The sequence below is a fragment of the Arthrobacter sp. Soil761 genome (assembly GCF_001428325.1).
Classification (GTDB): Bacteria; Actinomycetota; Actinomycetes; order Actinomycetales; family Micrococcaceae; genus Arthrobacter.
Genome location: NZ_LMSF01000002.1, coordinates 126,451 through 143,024 on the forward strand (window position 1 = coordinate 126,451; position 16,574 = coordinate 143,024).

At 66.5% G+C, this 16,574-nt stretch carries 17 protein-coding genes; 7 read left to right on the forward strand and 10 right to left on the reverse strand.

Translation table 11 applies throughout. The annotated features are described in order from the left end of the window. Window positions 1-1,011: an inorganic phosphate transporter gene (locus ASG79_RS03015; protein WP_018770924.1), complete on the forward strand. Its 1,011-nt coding sequence runs from the start codon at window positions 1-3 to the stop codon at window positions 1,009-1,011. A gap of 210 nt (window positions 1,012-1,221) precedes the next feature. Continuing rightward, on the forward strand, window positions 1,222-1,629 hold the full coding sequence (locus ASG79_RS03020; RefSeq protein ID WP_056388345.1) for a hypothetical protein: 408 nt from the start codon (window positions 1,222-1,224) through the stop codon (window positions 1,627-1,629). Between the two features lie 27 nt (window positions 1,630-1,656). On the opposite strand, the gene ASG79_RS03025 is transcribed toward ASG79_RS03020, so the two are convergent. The 5 genes from ASG79_RS03025 to pstS all read right to left on the reverse strand — a co-directional run bounded on the left by ASG79_RS03025 (window position 1,657) and on the right by pstS (window position 6,291). Next, entirely contained in the window at window positions 1,657-2,076 is a 420-nt protein-coding gene (locus ASG79_RS03025; RefSeq protein ID WP_056388347.1) for a hypothetical protein, read from the reverse strand. Between the two features lie 92 nt (window positions 2,077-2,168). Further along, complete coding sequence (gene pstB / locus ASG79_RS03030) at window positions 2,169-2,948, reverse strand: phosphate ABC transporter ATP-binding protein PstB (RefSeq protein ID WP_018770927.1); 780 nt, start codon at window positions 2,946-2,948, stop codon at window positions 2,169-2,171. A gap of 72 nt (window positions 2,949-3,020) precedes the next feature. Next, a complete protein-coding gene (pstA, locus tag ASG79_RS03035) occupies window positions 3,021-4,133 on the reverse strand; it encodes a phosphate ABC transporter permease PstA (RefSeq protein WP_056388348.1) in 1,113 nt (370 codons plus the stop codon). Continuing rightward, window positions 4,134-5,066, reverse strand: coding sequence for a phosphate ABC transporter permease subunit PstC (pstC, locus tag ASG79_RS03040; RefSeq protein WP_018770929.1), 933 nt, complete (start codon window positions 5,064-5,066; stop codon window positions 4,134-4,136). A gap of 103 nt (window positions 5,067-5,169) precedes the next feature. After that, entirely contained in the window at window positions 5,170-6,291 is a 1,122-nt protein-coding gene (pstS, locus tag ASG79_RS03045; protein WP_018770930.1) for a phosphate ABC transporter substrate-binding protein PstS, read from the reverse strand. Between the two features lie 250 nt (window positions 6,292-6,541). On the opposite strand from pstS, the gene ASG79_RS03050 reads away from it, so the two are divergent. The 3 genes from ASG79_RS03050 to ASG79_RS03060 all read left to right on the forward strand — a co-directional run bounded on the left by ASG79_RS03050 (window position 6,542) and on the right by ASG79_RS03060 (window position 10,920). Next, a complete protein-coding gene (locus ASG79_RS03050) occupies window positions 6,542-7,669 on the forward strand; it encodes an FUSC family protein (protein ID WP_056388351.1) in 1,128 nt (375 codons plus the stop codon). A 66-nt stretch (window positions 7,670-7,735) separates the two neighbouring features. Continuing rightward, entirely contained in the window at window positions 7,736-9,109 is a 1,374-nt protein-coding gene (radA, locus tag ASG79_RS03055; RefSeq protein WP_056388353.1) for a DNA repair protein RadA, read from the forward strand. Window positions 9,110-9,231: 122 nt separating this feature from the next. Continuing rightward, on the forward strand, window positions 9,232-10,920 hold the full coding sequence (locus tag ASG79_RS03060) for a sensor histidine kinase (RefSeq protein WP_056388355.1): 1,689 nt from the start codon (window positions 9,232-9,234) through the stop codon (window positions 10,918-10,920). A gap of 67 nt (window positions 10,921-10,987) precedes the next feature. Here ASG79_RS03060 and ASG79_RS03065 read toward each other — a convergent pair whose 3' ends face one another. Then, entirely contained in the window at window positions 10,988-11,227 is a 240-nt protein-coding gene (locus ASG79_RS03065) for a hypothetical protein (RefSeq protein ID WP_056388356.1), read from the reverse strand. A gap of 135 nt (window positions 11,228-11,362) precedes the next feature. Between ASG79_RS03065 and ASG79_RS03070 the strand changes: the two genes are divergently transcribed. Beyond that, complete coding sequence (locus tag ASG79_RS03070; protein ID WP_018770935.1) at window positions 11,363-11,851, forward strand: NUDIX domain-containing protein; 489 nt, start codon at window positions 11,363-11,365, stop codon at window positions 11,849-11,851. A gap of 12 nt (window positions 11,852-11,863) precedes the next feature. Here the strand turns inward: ASG79_RS03070 and ASG79_RS03075 are convergent, their stop codons facing one another. The 4 genes from ASG79_RS03075 to ASG79_RS03090 are packed head-to-tail and all read right to left on the reverse strand — an operon-like array spanning window position 11,864 to window position 15,407. Then, complete coding sequence (locus ASG79_RS03075; RefSeq protein WP_018770936.1) at window positions 11,864-12,265, reverse strand: universal stress protein; 402 nt, start codon at window positions 12,263-12,265, stop codon at window positions 11,864-11,866. Then, entirely contained in the window at window positions 12,262-13,806 is a 1,545-nt protein-coding gene (locus tag ASG79_RS03080; RefSeq protein ID WP_018770937.1) for a tripartite tricarboxylate transporter permease, read from the reverse strand. Before ASG79_RS03080 ends, ASG79_RS03075 begins: the two co-directional genes overlap by 4 nt. Before the next feature lie 9 nt (window positions 13,807-13,815). Next, complete coding sequence (locus ASG79_RS03085) at window positions 13,816-14,391, reverse strand: tripartite tricarboxylate transporter TctB family protein (protein ID WP_056388358.1); 576 nt, start codon at window positions 14,389-14,391, stop codon at window positions 13,816-13,818. Between the two features lie 5 nt (window positions 14,392-14,396). Continuing rightward, window positions 14,397-15,407 (reverse strand): tripartite tricarboxylate transporter substrate binding protein, encoded by a 1,011-nt coding sequence (locus tag ASG79_RS03090; protein ID WP_056388360.1) that lies wholly within the window; start codon window positions 15,405-15,407, stop codon window positions 14,397-14,399. 150 nt (window positions 15,408-15,557) lie between these two features. Here ASG79_RS03090 and ASG79_RS03095 point away from each other — a divergent pair, with 150 nt between their 5' ends. Beyond that, window positions 15,558-16,442, forward strand: coding sequence for a LysR family transcriptional regulator (locus tag ASG79_RS03095; protein ID WP_056388362.1), 885 nt, complete (start codon window positions 15,558-15,560; stop codon window positions 16,440-16,442). Window positions 16,443-16,574 lie beyond the last annotated feature (132 nt).

Below are 16,574 nucleotides of genomic sequence, written 5' to 3' on the forward strand. Positions count from 1 at the left end.
GTGGCGGCAGTCATCTTCGCGGCGGTGGTCCTGCTGGCGGCGGCGTTTGCCTTTCTCAACGGCTTCCGCGATGCGTCCACCTCAGTGGCCCTTGCCGTCCGGAACCGGGCCCTCACCCCCAGCGTGGGCGTGCTCCTTGCCGCGTTCTTCAACTTTGTCGGCGCCCTGGTGAGCGCCCTGCTTGCCGTCGCCGCCAGCCAGACCTGGATCCATCTTCCCGCCGGGGCCGACGGGCTCACCATCCTGGTGGCCGGCCTGGCCAGCGCCTGCGCCTGGGGGCTGCTGATGTGGCGGCGGGGCATCCCCGCGTCCTCCACCCACGCCCTTGTTGGTGGTCTTGCCGGCGCAGGCCTTGCCAGCCTTGCCATCGGCGGCCCGGGGGTTGCCGGGGTGGACCAGTCGCTGCTGTTCCAAGTGGTGCTGCCCCTGGTGCTGTCCCCGCTTGTGGCCTACAGCGGTTCCTTCCTGCTGGTGTATCCGGCCACGTGGGTGGCCCGGTACACGCAGCCCAATGTGGTGAACCAACGCTTTCGCAGGGGCCAGGCCGTTGCGGCCGGCGCGGTGGCCTTTGGCCACGGCCTGCAGGACGGCCAGCGCGTCAGCGCGGTACTGCTGCTGGCCCTCCTGGCGGCAGGCTATTCCGACGGCGGGATCCCCGTGTGGGTGGCAGGACTCTCCGCGGTAATGATGACCGCCGGGACGCTCTTCGGAGGTTGGCGGATCTCGCACACCATCGGCTACAAACTCACCAGGATCGACCCCCTGCGCGGATCGGTGGCCCAGACCTTCAGCGCACTGATGCTCTTTGTGGGCGCAATCGGGCTCCACTGGCCGCTCTCCACCACCCATACCGTCACCGCCGGGGCCCTGGGCGCCGGGGAGAACCAGAATTTTTCGGTAACGAACCGGAAGCTGGTGATCAGGATCCTGTGGCTCTGGGCCCTGACGCCCCTGGCCACCTGCGCCCTGGCCTTCGTGCTGGCCCTGGCCCTGTCCCCCGTTTCTGCCTAGTCCACCCCTGTCGAATCCACCCCCGGTGGGCCCTGGCAGCGGAGGGTGGAGCTCCCCTGTACAGGGGCACCCCCGTGACGTAGATTCGAAAAAAGCGCCCCGGGCCAAAGGTGCGGGGACCGGCGTCCGGGCCGCGTGCAGGGCCGCGGACGGGCAACCGCTGCAGCAACACGGCGGCTTGGATGCACAAAGCGGAAAAGAGCAGGCGTCATGTCTTCCCCGTATTTCCGGCGCCCCCTGCCACAGCCACGGCAACTTCAGTGCGAGGCCTGCGGAACCGGGCACCAGCTGACCATTCATGCCATCACGTCCATCGGCGCCGCCGGCGGGGACCTTGTCACGGTTTCCTACACCTGCAACGACTGCAACCTGTTCCAGGAACACAGTGCCTTCGCTGCCGACGTGGCGGCCGCCCTGAACCAGGTCCGCTGGATGGCGAAAGTGATCCTCTTCGGGGACGAGTACATCCACTGCGGCTGCCCCATGGAGGAAGCGGAACACGAGGTTGAGCGGCTCTGCTATCGCAGCAGCAACACGGGCAGTGGCCTCAACGCGGTGTCCCTGCCCACCCGGGTCCTGCGCTGCCATTGCGGATTCCAGCTGGAAGTTCCGGAATAAGCCCGCCCGGGCCCGGGCGGGCGCCGGTCAGAGCTGGATGGCGGCCGGGCCATCGGTTTCGGCCATCAGGACGGCCGCGAGCTCCTCGGCGGTCAGGTTCGCCGCGGTGCAGAGTTCGTGGTGTGCCACTCCGGCCGCGGAGGCGTTGCGGACCGCCTGGTGCAGGGACTGCAGGGCGTTGTCCAGTTCCCACTGCATGCTTTCGAGGTGGGAGCTGGTGCGCCACACCTCCGACAGGACATCGCCCTCTTCCTCAAGGCCGGCCGCAGCCAGCCCGAGGTGTGGTTGAAGCTCAGGGGCCAGGGGGCCGGCGGCAAGGGGTCCTGCCAGGTCGGCGGCTGCGGCAAAGCCCTCCACGGGCAGCACGGCATCCCGGGCCGGTGCGCCCGGCCCGGGGACGGACACCGTAAGCTGTGGGCCCAGGGCGTTGCTGGCCGTCTGCGTCATGGCGAAACTCCTTTAGCTGACTTACTACTAGATTCAAAAGTATCTAGATGAGCGTACTAAACCGGCCAGTAGATCGCCAACGCTGGAGTGCCCTATCCGAAGCGGCCGGACACGTAGTCCTCAGTGGCCTTCTGGACGGGGTTGCTGAAGATCGTGTGGGTGTCGCCGTATTCGATCAGCTTGCCCGGCTTGCCGGTGCCCGCGATGTTGAAGAACGCCGTCCGGTCGGAAACCCGCGCGGCCTGCTGCATGTTGTGGGTAACGATCACTACCGTGTACTGGTCCTTGAGCTCATTGATGAGGTCCTCAATGGCCAGCGTGGAAATGGGGTCCAGGGCGGAGCACGGCTCGTCCATAAGGATCACCTGCGGCTCCACGGCGATGGCGCGGGCAATGCAGAGCCGCTGCTGCTGGCCGCCCGAAAGGCCGGAACCGGGCTTCTCCAGCCGGTCCTTGACCTCGTTCCAGAGGTTGGCGCCCTTGAGCGAGCGCTCCACCAGGACGTCGGCCTCACCCTTGGAGATCTTCTTGTTGTTCAGCTTGACGCCGGCCAGCACATTGTCGCGGATGGACATGGTGGGGAACGGGTTGGGGCGCTGGAAGACCATGCCGATCTGGGAACGCACAGTGACGGGGTCCACGCCGGGGCCGTAGAGGTTGTCGCCGTCCAGCAGGACCTCACCCTCGACGCGCGCGCCGGGGATGACCTCGTGCATGCGGTTCAGGGTGCGGAGGAAGGTGGACTTTCCGCAGCCGGAGGGGCCAATGAACGCGGTGACGGACTTGGCCTCGATGTTGATGCTGACGTCCTCCACGGCAAGGAAATCGCCGTAGTACACGTTCAGGTCCTTGACGTCGATGCGCTTAGACATGGAGTTCCTTCACTTACTGGGTATGGATTGAAGTCTAGGATCCGCCGCGGTATGGCGGAAGGGAGGGCCTGGTTACCGGCCGGCTTTGGGGGCGAAGATCCTGGCGATCAGGCGGGCCACCAGGTTCAGGACCATCACCAGGATGATCAGCACCAGCGCCGCGCCCCAGGCCCGCTGCGAGGACGGGTCCGGGTTGGAGGGCGAGGTGGGGTTGAGGATCTGGGTGTAGATGAACGTGGGCAGCGAAGCCATCCAGCCGCCAAAGACGTTCGAGTTGATGCTGGTGGCAAAACCGGCGGTGACCAGGATGGGCGCCGTCTCGCCGATGACCCGGGCAATCGCCAGGGTGACGCCGGACGCGATGCCTGAAATCGCCGTCGGAATAACCACCTTGAGGATGGTGCGCCACTTGCGCACGCCCAGGGCGTAGGCGGCCTCGCGGAGTTCGTTGGGGACGATCTTGAGCATTTCCTCGCTGGAGCGGACCACCACGGGGATCATCAGCACCGACAGCGCGACGGCGGCCACCGCACCGGTCTTGGTGCCCGGGCCCACCACCACGAAGAAGAACGCGGCAGCGAACAGGCCCGCCACGATGGAGGGGATGCCGGTCATGACGTCCACGAAGAACGTGATGGCCCTGGCCAGGCGGCCGTCGTGGCCGTACTCCACCAGGTAGATGGCGGTGAGCAGCCCCACCGGAACGGAAATTACGGTGGCAAGCAAGGTGATCTGCACCGTGCCCAGGAGGGCGTGGTAGATGCCGCCCATCACCGGGCCGCCGCTTTCCACGGCCTTGTTGTCATAGGCGCCCGTGACGCCGTTCATGGAGGTGGTGAGGAACCCGGGGTCCATAAGACCCGGGATGCCGTTCACCAGCACCGTCCAGATCACCGAAACCAGGGGCAGGAGGGCCACCAGGAACGAGCCCACCACCAGGCAGGTGGCCAGCTTGTCCTTGGCCTTGCGGGACCCTTCCACCACTGCGCTCCAGGACACCAGGCCGATGGCGAACAGGATCGCGGAGACCAGTCCCCAGCCGAACGCATTGAAGCCGACCAGGGCCAGGATGGCGGCGCCAACAATCAGGGCCGCAGCCAGGACGGCGTAGGGGGCATACTTGGGCAGCTGGCCCTTGGTGAGCGCCGACCGCTTGCTGCGGACGGGGGTAAGCGTGGAGGTCATTTAGTTGGCTCCCGAGAATTCTTTGTGCCGGGTGATGACCCAGCGGGCGATCATGTTCACGGCCAGGGTGATGACGAACAGGACCAGGCCGGCGGCGATCAGCGTGCTGACCCTGATGCCGCTGGCTTCCGGGAAGTTCAGGGCGATCTCGGCAGCGATGGTTTGGTTGCCGGACTGGATCAGGCTGGCCGTCAAAGCGCCGGAGGACAGGACCAGGGCAACGGCCATGGTTTCGCCCAGCGCGCGGCCCAGGCCCAGCATGACGGCGCTGATGATGCCCGGCCTGCCGAAGGGCAGCACTGCCATCTTGATCATTTCCCAGCGGGTAGCGCCCAGGGCCAACGCGGCTTCTTCATGCAGCTTGGGGGTCTGCAGGAAAATCTCGCGCGACAGCGAGGTGATGATGGGCAGGACCATGACCGCCAGGACGATGCCTGCGGTGAGGATTGTCTTGCCGGTGGTGGAGGCCGGACCCTGGAAGATGGGAAGCCAGCCCATGTTGGCCGCCAGCCAGACGTACGCCGGAGAGATTTCCTTTGCCAGGAACGCTGCACCCCAGGCACCGTAGACCACGGACGGAATGGCGGCGAGCAGGTCAACCACATAGCCCAGTCCGGAGGCAAGGCGGCGCGGTGCGAAGTGTGAGATGAACAGCGCCACGCCAATGGCGATGGGGGTGGCGATGACCAGTGCGATGACGGCCGCGATGAGAGTGCCGATCACGATGGGCCAAATGTAGGCGAAAAAGCCCTGGCCGCCCTGGATCTTGTCGGCGGGCGCGGTCAGGGCGGGAACTGCCTGGACAACCAGGAACAGTGCGACGCCGAAGAGGACGGCAAGGATCAGGCACCCGGCTGCCAGCGTGGCGCCGGAAAAGACTTTATCCCCGGCGCGTCCGGCGCCTTGGGTACTTGTCAGGGGGGTGGCGGTCATTCGACGGCCCTTCGAGTCGTTGCTGGATTGGGAATGCAGGGTGCAAAGCCAAGTTCCCCGCACTGCCTTCCGGCAGGCGGGGAACCCGGTTTTGCAGCGATGGCTAGGACTTGGCCTTGATCGAGTCGATCGCCTTGACAGCCTTGGCTGCGAGGTCCGAGGACAGCGGAGCGGACTTGGCCGAGTCTGCTGCGGCCTTCTGGCCTTCAGCGGAAACTACGTAGTGCTCGAAGGCCTTGACCAGGTCCACGGTCTCCTGCTTGTCGTACGTGGTGCACAGGACGTGGAAGGACACCAGGACGATCGGGTAGGCGCCTTCGATGGTGGTCTTGCGGTCCAGCTTGATGGACAGGTCGTTGGCGGCGCGGCCTTCAACCGGCTTGCCGGCGTCCACTGCCTTGGCGGCAGCATCGGCGGAGATCTTGGTGAAGGACTCGCCCACCTTGATCTGGGCCACGCCCAGCTTGCCGCTCACGGCGGAGTCGTCGGCGTAGGTCACGGCACCGGGGGTGTCCGTCACGGTCTTGACCACGCCGGAGGTTCCCTTGGCGTTCTCACCCTGCAGGCTGGCAGGCCAGACGCCGGCGGCCTTGTCGGTCCAGACGTCGGACGCAGCGGCGGCCAGGTAGTCGGTGAAGTTCTGGGTGGTGCCCGAGTCGTCGGAGCGGTTCACCGGGGTGACCTTGAGGTCGGGCAGGGAGACGCCGGCGTTCAGGGCGGCGATGGCGGGGTCGTTCCACTTGGTGATCTGGCCGCGGAAGATCTTGGCCACGGTGGTGGCGTCAAGCTTCAGGTCCGTGACGCCGGGAACGTTGAAGGCCACAGCGATCGGGGAGATGTAGACCGGGACGTTGATGGCGCCGTCGGGGCCGCAGACGGACTTGGAGGAGGCGTATTCGTCATCCTTCAGGTACGCGTCGGAGCCGGCGAACTGGGCCGAGCCGTCCAGGATGGCTTTGCGGCCTGCTCCGGAGCCGTCCGGGGAGTACTGCACGGTGGCGCCGGAGTTGGCGGAGGCAAAGTTGGTCTTCCAGGCGTCCATGGCGGCGCCCTGGGCGGAGGAGCCGATGCCGGTCAGCGTGCCGGTGACCTTGGTGCCGCCGGCGGACTGGCTGCCGGCAGGAGCGGTGCCCGTGGCATTGTCTGAACCGCAGGCGCTGAGCGCGAGTGCGCCGGCTGCGATGACAGCGATAGCCGCGTGGCGGCCGAAGCGGAGTGCCTTCACTTAGATGTACCCCTTCCAGGGTTATTCAGGTGCGGGACAGGGCCGGAGAACCCTGCTGCGCGATGCGTACGGTGTGTACCTTTCAGTAAGTTATGGGCTGCAGGTAACGGGATGGGCTGTCCAAAGTGAACGGAGGATTAACGACGGCGGGATATTGGCTGACAAATGCCGGGTCACCATTGCGCGGATCACAGGTCCGGCCGTAGTGGCCTGCCCGGGTGCTCCACCGCCACTGAATAGACTTGAACCCATGGCAATCGAAGCAGGACTCTCGGCAACCCAACGGTTCCTGCGCAGCCGCGTCCGGACCGGCCTGATCCGGAGCCGCAACTCGTTCGTCCCTGCCATCCAGATGACCGTCTGCGCGGTGGGCGCCTACGCCTTCGCGGAATACGTCCTGGGCCACTCCGGCCCGCTGTTTGCCGCCACCTCCTCGCTGATCGCGCTCGGGTTTTCGCGGGAACCGCGGCTGCGGCGCGTGATGGAAGTGGGCCTGGGCTGCACCATCGGGATCGCCGTTGGCGACCTGCTCCTGCACTGGCTGGGCGGGGAAATCTGGGTGGCCGCCGTCGTTCTTCTCTTCTCCATCCTGCTGGCGCGGTTCCTTGACAGCGGGAACATCTTCACCACCCAACTGGCCCTGCAGTCGCTGCTGGTGGTGCTGCTTCCGGCGCCGTCGGGCGGACCGTTCACCCGGAGCATCGATGCGGTGGTGGGCGGCCTGTGCGCCCTGCTGGTGACCATCCTCATGCCCAAGGACCCACGGCGGGAACCACGCCGCGACGTCCAGAAACTGCTGCACGAACTGGCGGAAGTGCTGCGGGAATGCGCCTCCGCGCTGGCCAACAGCGACTCTACCCAAGCGTGGCATGCGCTGATCCGCGGCAGGAACTGCCAGCCCCTGGTCGATGCCATGCGGCAGTCGCTGCGGGCCTCCGGGGAAGTTGCCACGCTGGCGCCCGCCTACCGCCGGCACCGGGATGAACTGGACCGGCTCAAGCAGTCGCTGGACTTCATCGACCTGGCCCTGCGCAACAGCCGAGTCTTTGCGCGGCGGCTCACCAGCGCCATCAACCACGCCGCCCTCTCGGACGAGGCCACGGACAGCATCGCGGAGGTGCTGCAGGAGACCGCTGCCGCGATTGATGAGCTTTCGCTGGGCCTTGCGGAATCGCACGACGGCGTCCGCCGCGCCCATCTGCGTACGGCCCGGCGCGACCTGAGCGAAATCGCCCTTCGCCTGCACCCCAAACTCCTGGAGGTGCAGCGGATGGAGGGCGAAACGGTGGTGATGCTGTTCCGGCCACTGATGGTGGATCTGCTGGAGGCCACGGGGATGGACGCGGACGAGGCCAGGGACGTGCTGCCCGCACTGTAGGCGGGATGGGCCCGGGCCCAGCGCGGGGTGGGCCCGATGTCGGTGCCCGCCACTAGGGTTGGACGCATGGCAACAAAGACTTCCCGGGCCTCCAAGGCGCCCGCATACAAATGCGCCGAATGCGGCTGGACCACCGTGAAGTGGGTGGGCCGCTGCGGCGAGTGCCAGGCATGGGGCACGGTTGAGGAAACAGGCACGGCGGTGGCGCGGACCACCGCGGCCACAACAGTCGTGGAGCCGGCGCGGCGGATCGCGGACGTGGACGCCACCACCGCGGCGTTCCTGCCAACAGGGGTGGATGAACTGGACAGGGTGCTGGGCGGCGGACTGGTTCCCGGCGCCGTCATCCTGCTGGCGGGTGAGCCCGGGGTCGGCAAGTCCACCCTGCTGCTGGACGTTGCCGCCAAGTTCGCGCGGACAGCCCAGGACGTCCTGTATGTCACCGGCGAAGAGTCGGCCGCCCAGGTGAAGCTGCGGGCGGAGCGGATCGACGCCGTCGCCGAATCCCTCTACCTGTCCGCGGAGACGGACCTTGGGCAGGCGCTGGGGCAGGTGGAGAAGATCGAACCGCGGCTGCTGATCGTGGACTCGGTGCAGACGCTCAGCAGCGCGGACGTGGACGGCAGTGCCGGTGGCGTGTCCCAGGTCCGGGAAGTGGCGGCTTCCATCATTGCCGCAGCCAAGCGGCGGAACATGACCACCCTGCTGGTGGGCCACGTCACGAAGGACGGTTCCATTGCCGGACCGCGGCTGCTGGAACACCTGGTGGACGTGGTGTGCCAGTTCGAAGGTGAGCGGCACTCCCGGCTGCGGCTGCTCCGTGCCGTGAAGAACCGGTACGGGCCCACGGATGACGTGGGCTGCTTCGACCTGAATGAAAACGGCATCGAGGGCCTGGCCGATCCCAGCGGGCTGTTCGTCAGCCGCACCAAGGATCCGGTTTCCGGGACCTGCATCACCGTCACCATGGAGGGACGCCGCCCCCTGCTGGCGGAGGTGCAGTCGCTGCTGGCGGAAAGCCCCAACTCTCAGCCGCGGCGGGCCACCAGCGGGCTGGACAGTTCCCGGGTGTCCATGCTCCTGGCCGTGCTGCAGCAGCGCGCAGGGACCCAGCTGCACAAGGACGATTCGTACGTTGCCACCGTGGGCGGGGTGAAGCTCAGCGAACCGGCAACGGACCTTGCGGTGACCCTCGCCGTGGCGTCGGCCAAGGCCCGCAAGCCCCTGCCTGTCCGGCTGATCGCCTTCGGCGAGGTGGGGCTGGCAGGTGAAGTCCGGCCAGTACCAGGCATCAACCAGCGCATCCAGGAGGCGCACCGGCTGGGATTCACCCACGCCGTGGTCCCGGCCAGCCACACCGGCCCGGGCCCTGTGCCTGCAGGGTTTTCGGTCCGGGAAGTGGAACACCTCACGGAAGCGCTCAGCCTCCTGATCGGATAGCGGCAGGAGATTTCCGGCGCCCACCGAACGCCCTGCCTGGTTTCTGCAGGGCTTTCGGCGGGTACTGTTGGTGCAAAACCTTCTTGCAGACGGAGGCTTTTGGTTTCTGCGCTGGGGGAAGCATGGCAATCAAGGAACAGCAGGGCACCGCCGACCGTGCGGGCCGCGCACGCATGGCACCTGTGCAGCCGGTTGTGTCGGACCGGATTGACGGACTGCTCGAAGGCCTGAGCATCCGGAAGCGCGTGGCCGCAAGCCAGCTGCCGGTCACGGCCACGGTTGCACTCGTGGTGATCGCCACGGCAATCTTCAGCCCGGAGACGTTCGACGACAACCTGTTCGTGGCGGCGCTGCTCTTCCACCTGGCAATTGCCGCGGCGTGCTTTGCAATACCCTGGGGCCGGCTCCCTGCAGGTGCGTTCGCCGTCATCCCGCTGCTCGACTGCCTGGCCATCGGGTTCACCCGTGAGGCGGGAGGCCCGCCCTTCAACGTCCTCAGCATCATGCTGGTGTTCCCCGTCATCTGGCTCTCCGTCCACGACCGGCCGTACATGCCTGTCCTGGCCATGGCCGGGGCAGTCCTCAGTACCGTGGTTCCGTCTGTTGTCCAGGGCTCCCCGGTGCTGGGGGGATCGATGATCAGGACCCTGATCCTTCCCCTGGTCCTGTCAGTCATAGCGGTGACCGCGCATGTGATGGCCACAACCATCCGGCGCCAGCGGATCAAGCTCATGGAAAACGAACTGCACCTGGGCCGAACACTCGGTGAAAGCGTCCGCCGGCAGGCCCTGCTCGACGCAGTGCTCAGGGCGGTTGGCTTGGGCGTTTGGGTGGTGGACGCCAAAGGGAACACGGTGCTGGCAAACAGGGCAATGCACGCGGACCCTGCCCTTGCCGGCGTCATCAGCCCGGCAGGGGGCCAGGCACCCCTGATGTCCGCCGACCGCTCCACTCCAGTGCCGGCAAACCTGCTTCCCGCTGCCCGCGCCGCAGCGGGAGAAGCCTTCATTGACGAGCTGTACTGGGCCGGCCCGGCGGACCGGCAGCGCGCCTATTCCGTGAGCTCGCACGGGTTTCCTCCGGCGGGCGGGCAGGAAGGCGGCGCCGTCATCACGTTTGTGGACGTCACCAGCCTGATCGGTGCGCTGGCGGCCAAGGACAACTTCGTTGCCACGGTTTCGCACGAGCTGCGGACCCCCCTGACATCCATCCTCGGCTACCTGGAACTGGTCCTGGACGAACCCGGGCATGAGGACATCCGCGACGAGCTCCTGGTGGTGCGCCGGAATGCCGAACACCTGCTGGGACTCGTCAACGACCTCATTGCGGTCGCCTCGGAACGCGTGGACCTCGCGCTGGAGCAGGCGGACCTTGCCCGGCTGGTGGCCCGGGAGGTGGACGCAGCTTCGCCCACGGCTGCCGGCAACGGACTGCAGCTGGTGCTCGATGTGGAGCAGCCGCTTCATGCCAGGATGGATCCGGCACGGATCGGCCAGGTGATCCGGAACCTGCTTTCGAACGCCATCAAGTACTCCCCCAACGGCGGCCTGATAACCGCCCGGGCCTTCCGGACCCGGGAGGGCCTGGCCTGCTCCATCACGGACACCGGCTTGGGGATGACCGGGGAGGAGCAGGAGCAGGCCTTCAGCAAGTTCTTCCGTTCGGCCCGGTCGCGTGAAACCGCCATTCCCGGCGCCGGCCTGGGCCTGCCGGTGAGCAAGACCATTGTTGAGGGCCACGGCGGATCAATCAGCCTGGAGAGTGAACCCGGCCGGGGTACCAGGGCAACATTCATCCTGCCGGAATCCTGACCCGCCATCGCAGGGAGCTCCCGTTCTGCCCCTCAGGAGGAACCGCGCCGTCGGCAGGCGACGTGGGTCAGGAACCCGTGCCGGCCAGCCAGTTGGAAACGTCGCTGCGCAGCACGAGAAGGGGGCCCCCGGTGGCGCTCACGTTGCCGTTCACCACGTAATAGCCGCGGCCCGATCCGGCTCCCCCGGCGGCACGATCCAGGGCATCCACCAGATGCCGCGGCAGGTGGCCCTGCGGCCCAAGGCTGCGGAGTTCATCGACTTCTTCGGGCGTAAGCCGCCCCAAAACCTCGGCAATGTTGGCCATGAGTGGTCCCGTCCCTTTCGACCAGAGTGCCTGGCAGAGTGCCTGAAGGAATAACCTAAAGCAGGGCCGTGAACTCCACGTTAACGGCGGACGGCAACTTCCTTTCCTGTTCCCAGCGGCTTTCTTGGAGGATCAATGCCCATTCGAAGCGCCGGCATCCTGCTGTACCGGCAGGACCCGGCCATGCCCGCCGGCGCCCGGGAGGGCCTGCAGGTGTGGATCGCCCACATGGGCGGCCCGTTCTGGGCCCGCAAGGACGCGCATGCCTGGTCGATTCCGAAAGGCGAATACAGCGAGGGCGAAGACCCACGCGCTGCCGCGCTGCGCGAGTTCGCCGAGGAAATGGGCACCGCGGCCCCGGACGCCGAGTACCGGCTTCTGGGCGATTTCCGGCAACCGTCCGGAAAGCTCATCACGGTCTTCGCGGCCCAGGCCGACTTCGCCCCGGCCGTGATCAGCAGCAACACGTTTCCGCTGGAATGGCCCAAGGGGTCCGGCAGGATCCAGCATTACCCCGAAATCGACGACGCCCGCTGGTTCCCCGAGCAGGAGGCGCGGCTCAAGCTCGTGAAGGGCCAGCTGCCCATCCTTAGTGCCCTGGTCAGCGACGCCGCGCTGGCGTGAAGCCCCGACCCATTAAGAACGCACCCCTGCCTTCACGGCCAGCACCGGCCGGTCCGCCTGCATCAGGATCTGCTGGGCGTGGCTGCCGAGGATGAACTTGCCCACCTGGGTGCGGTGGCGGAGGCCGATCACGATCAGCGAAGCATCAACTTCCCTGGCCACGTCCAGGAACTCGTCCGCCAGGTCGTGCTCGTACGGCGGCTGGATGACGGTGGCATTGACTCCGGCGTCGGCCGCCTTTTTCGCGGCCTGGGCCAGGACGTCCTCCGGGGCCACGGACTTGTCCACCAGCGCCCCCTGGCGGGCGGAGTTCACGATGTACAGGTCCTTTTGCCGGAGCCGCGCTTCGGCGATCCCGGCGGCGAGGGCTGCCTCGCCGGCAGGCGTGGGGACGAACCCAACGATGATGCTCATACCTTCTCCTTGATGTTGTTGGTGCTGTCCGTGGCGGAGGCGACTGCCGCCGTCGTGCCCTTGCGCTTGGCCAGCATGCTGCGGAGGCCTGGCAGCACGGCCACCAGCACGAAGACCACCAGCAGTGTTGCCGAGATAGGGCGGGTGAAGAAGCCGGTGGCGTCGCCGCCGAAGACCAGCAGGGAGCGGCGCAGTGAGCTTTCCAGCAGCTCGCCGAGGACGAAGGCCAGAACCAGCGGACCGGGCTCGAAGCCGAACTTCTTCATCAGGTAGCCCACCACGCCGAAGAACACCACCAGGGTCACGTCGAACATGCTGTTGTTGATGGTGTAGGCCCCCAGCAGGGTGATCAGGGCGGTGACCGGCGCCAGGATGGCTGCCCGGACGCGGAGGATGCGGACGAAGATCCCCACCAGGGGCAGGCTCATGATCAGCAGCAGGATGTTGCCGATGTACATGGAGTTGACCACGCCCCAGAAGAGCTCCGGGTTCTGTTCCACCAGCTGCGGGCCAGGCGTCACACCCTGGATCAGCAGCGCGCCGAACATCAGCGCCATGGTGGCGTTGGCGGGAATGCCAAGGGTCAGCAGCGGGATGAACGACGACGTTGCCGCCGCGTTGTTCGCGGTTTCCGGGCCGGCCACGCCTTCCGGTGCGCCCTTGCCGAACCGCTCCGGCTGCTTGGCCCGTTTCTTCTCCATGGCATACGAGGCCATGGAAGCGATGGTGGCGCCGCCGCCGGGCAGAATGCCCAGGAAGAAGCCCAGGACCGAGCCGCGGGTAATGGCTCCCGATGCCTGCTTGAGGTCGGACCTGGAGGGCCAGACATTCGAGACCTTCGACGGCGCCTTGGCAGCCCGGTGCCGCTCCTCGAGGTTGTAGAGGATCTCGCCCAGTCCGAAGAGGCCCATGGCGATGGGCACGAAGTCGATCCCGTCCGCGAGCTGCAGGCTGCCGAAGGTGAAGCGGCTTTCGCCGGTAAAGATATCGCGGCCGACGGTAGCGAGCAGGAGTCCGACGGCGGCCGCGATGAGTGCCTTGGCCTTGGCGCCTCCGCTGATGGTTGCCACCAGCAGGATGCCCAGCAGCGCCAGCGCGGAGTACTCCGCGGGTCCGAAGTCGAGCGCGAAGCCCGCCACCACGGGAGCCAGGAAGGTCAGGCCGATAATCGAGGCGGTTCCGCCGATGAAGGACCCAATGGCCGCCAGGCCCAGGGCCGTGCCGGCCTTGCCCTGCCTGGCCATCTGGTACCCGTCGAAGACGGTGACCACGGAGGATGCCTCACCGGGAAGCCGGAGCAGGACGGACGTGATGGTGCCACCGTACTGGGCGCCGTAGAAGATGCCGGCGAGCATGATGATGGCGGTGACCGGCTCCACGCTGTAGGTCAGCGGAAGCAGGATGGCGATGGTGGCGGCCGGGCCCAGCCCGGGCAGCACGCCGATCAGCATGCCGATCACCACGCCAATCAGGCAGTAGAGAAGGTTCATTGGTTCCAGGACGACGGAAAAACCGTTGATCACAGGATTGAGGAAATCCACGGCGGTCTCCTAGAAGAGGTGGGGGATGGAAGTGCCCAGCGCCAGCACGAAGATCCCGTAGAAGGACGCGACGACGATGGCACTGATCACGAGGGTGGAACGCCAGGTCTCGCTGCCCAGGAACTTCATCCAGATGATGCACAGGATGAGGGCGGGAATCTCGAACCCGATCAACGGCATCAGCGCCACCATGGCGGCCAGCGTGGCCAGGCCAGTGAGGGGCGCGAAGGACATCCGGGTGAACTTCTCCGCGTCCCGGTTGTGCCGGCCCCACACCAGCTGGAAGATGGCCAGGGCCACCATCACGCAGCTGGTCAGGAAGGGCCACAGCCCCGGTTCGGGCTTCTCCGGAGTGCCAAGGCCCATGGAAACTGACAGCGCCAGGGCGGCGGTTCCGACGGCGAGCACCACCAGGGATGAGGCCGCGTTGGCGAGCGGGCCTGCAGCGGGAGGCTTTTCCTCCTCCCACTGCGCAGCCAGTTCTTCGGGGGTCAGGGCCTCGGGCAGGTCTTCCGGGCCGTCACAGCCCGGCGGAAGGGCGGAGCTGCCGCCCCGCCCGGCAGCCACTGCTGGAGTAGTCCCCATGGCCGTTACTTGTTCCCGTTGAGGCTGATGCCGTGCTTCTCCACCAGGGACTTGTACTTCGCGGCGTAGTCCTTCCACTGCGTTACCACTTCCTCGCCGGAGATCTCCTTGGGCGTCAGGAGGTTCTTCTTGTTGAACTCCTGGTAGGCGTCGGTCTTGAACGTGTCCTTGAATGCAGCGGCGAGCTTGTCCTTGACCTCCTGGGGAGTGCCCTTGGGAGCCGCGACCGCACGGTACTGTGCCACGGGAACGTCGTAGCCGGCTTCCTTGGCGGACGGAACGTCAGGCAGGAAGCTGTTGCGCCCTTCGGAGAAGACCAGCAGAGGGGTGACTTTTCCGGCCTGGATCTGTGCCATGGCTTCGCCCAGCTGGACAGTGGCCAGCTCCACCTGGTTGCCCAGGACGGCGGTCAGTGCCGGCTTACCACTGTCGAACGGCACATCGGTGCCCTGCACGTTGGCCTGCTTGAACAGGACGGTCTGGGCCAGCTGGCTGCCCGTGCCCACGCCGGTGGTCCCGAACGTGACGTTCCGGCCGGCGGCGGTGACGTCCTTGAAGCTCCTGAACCCGGAGCCCTGGCTGGCCACCAGCACGTAGTCGTCCTGCGAAAGTCCAGTGATGATGTCCAGGTCGTCGAGGTTCACTGCCTCGTCCTTGCTCACGGCAAGGGGGGTGATGGTGACCAGGGAGGCTGTGAGGAGTACCAGCTCCTGGCCGTCGGCCGTCTTGCCGGCAACTTCCTTGGTGGCGAGGGCGCCGTTGGCGCCCGGCTTGTTCACCACGGGCATCGGGGCTCCGAGGGTCTTGGCGGCGCCGTCTGCAAGCGCCCTGGCGATCAGGTCCGTGCTGCCGCCGGCGGCCTGTCCCACGGTCATTGTTACGGGCCCGGCCGGGTACTTGGACGGGTTGCCGGCTGCGGCTCCGCCGGCAACGTTGCCGCCGCAGGCTGTCAGTGCCAGCAGGGTGAAGGCCGACGCCGTTCCGAGAACGGCGCGGCGGGACGGGAAGTGCATCATTGGGACTCCTAGGTGCAAGCGCAGGTGCGGGCTGGGACGCCCGGTACATCTGTGAAGCGGGTCACCCCCGCCTCGCTGTGTTGAGTGTAGGGAGCAGTTATGATGCCTGTCTAAGCCCATATCTGCATCATTTGATACCCGGAAGGCATCATGTTCACTTTCGACCAACTGGCCGGATTCATCGCCGTAGCGGAGGAACTCCACTTCGGCAGGGCGGCAGAACGCCTGAATATGACGCAGCCGCCACTGAGCCGGCAAATCCAGAAACTCGAAAAGGCCGTGGGCGCCGAACTGCTGGAGCGGGACAACAGGAAAGTGGAGCTGACATCTGCCGGCCGGACGTTCCTGGACGAGGCCCGCCGGCTCATGGCACTCGCGGAGCGGGCACCTGTCACCGCACGCCGCATCGCTTCCGGCAAATCCGGCGTCCTGCGGATAGGCTTCACCGCGGCCAGCGGCTTCAGCATCCTGGGTCCGCTGCTGGAGGAACTCGCGGGCATCATCCCCGATGTGGACATCGAGCTGCAGGAACTGGTGACCGGAGACCAGTTGGCCGGGCTGCTGACGGGCGAACTGGACCTGGGGCTGGCACGGCCGCCGTTCGACCGGGAGACCTTTGACTCGCATCTCCTCTACCGCGAGTCCATGATGCTGGCCGTCCCCGAGGGGCACCCGCTGACGAAGCTGGAACGGAGCATTGCCGCGGACGATTTCAGCGATGAGCCCCTGATCATGCACTCGGCCACCCAGGCCCGCTACTTCTATGACCTGGTGGTGCGCATGCTCCCCATCCGCCACACCAACGTGGTGCACACGGTGAGCCAGATCCTCACCATGGTGTCGCTGGTGGCGGCCAAGCGCGGGCTGGCCTTCGTGCCCCACTCGGCCACCATGCTAGGTATCCGCGGCGTTGAATTCCTCCCGCTGGAGGGTGGCGACCACGAACAGGTGGAGCTGCATGCGCTGTGGAACCGGAGGGTCACCAATCCTGCGCTGTCGCGCCTCCTTCGGGACCTTGAGTTCGCCATGGAGTAACCGGCGCCCCTCCGGTCAGTAATGCAGCAAAGGTATCAACGCATATAAAAATGCACTTAGACAGGCATCGAGGGCGCTCCTACTGTGGGAACGGAATCATCAGCCTGCCGCCCGCGGCGCACACACCCGGAG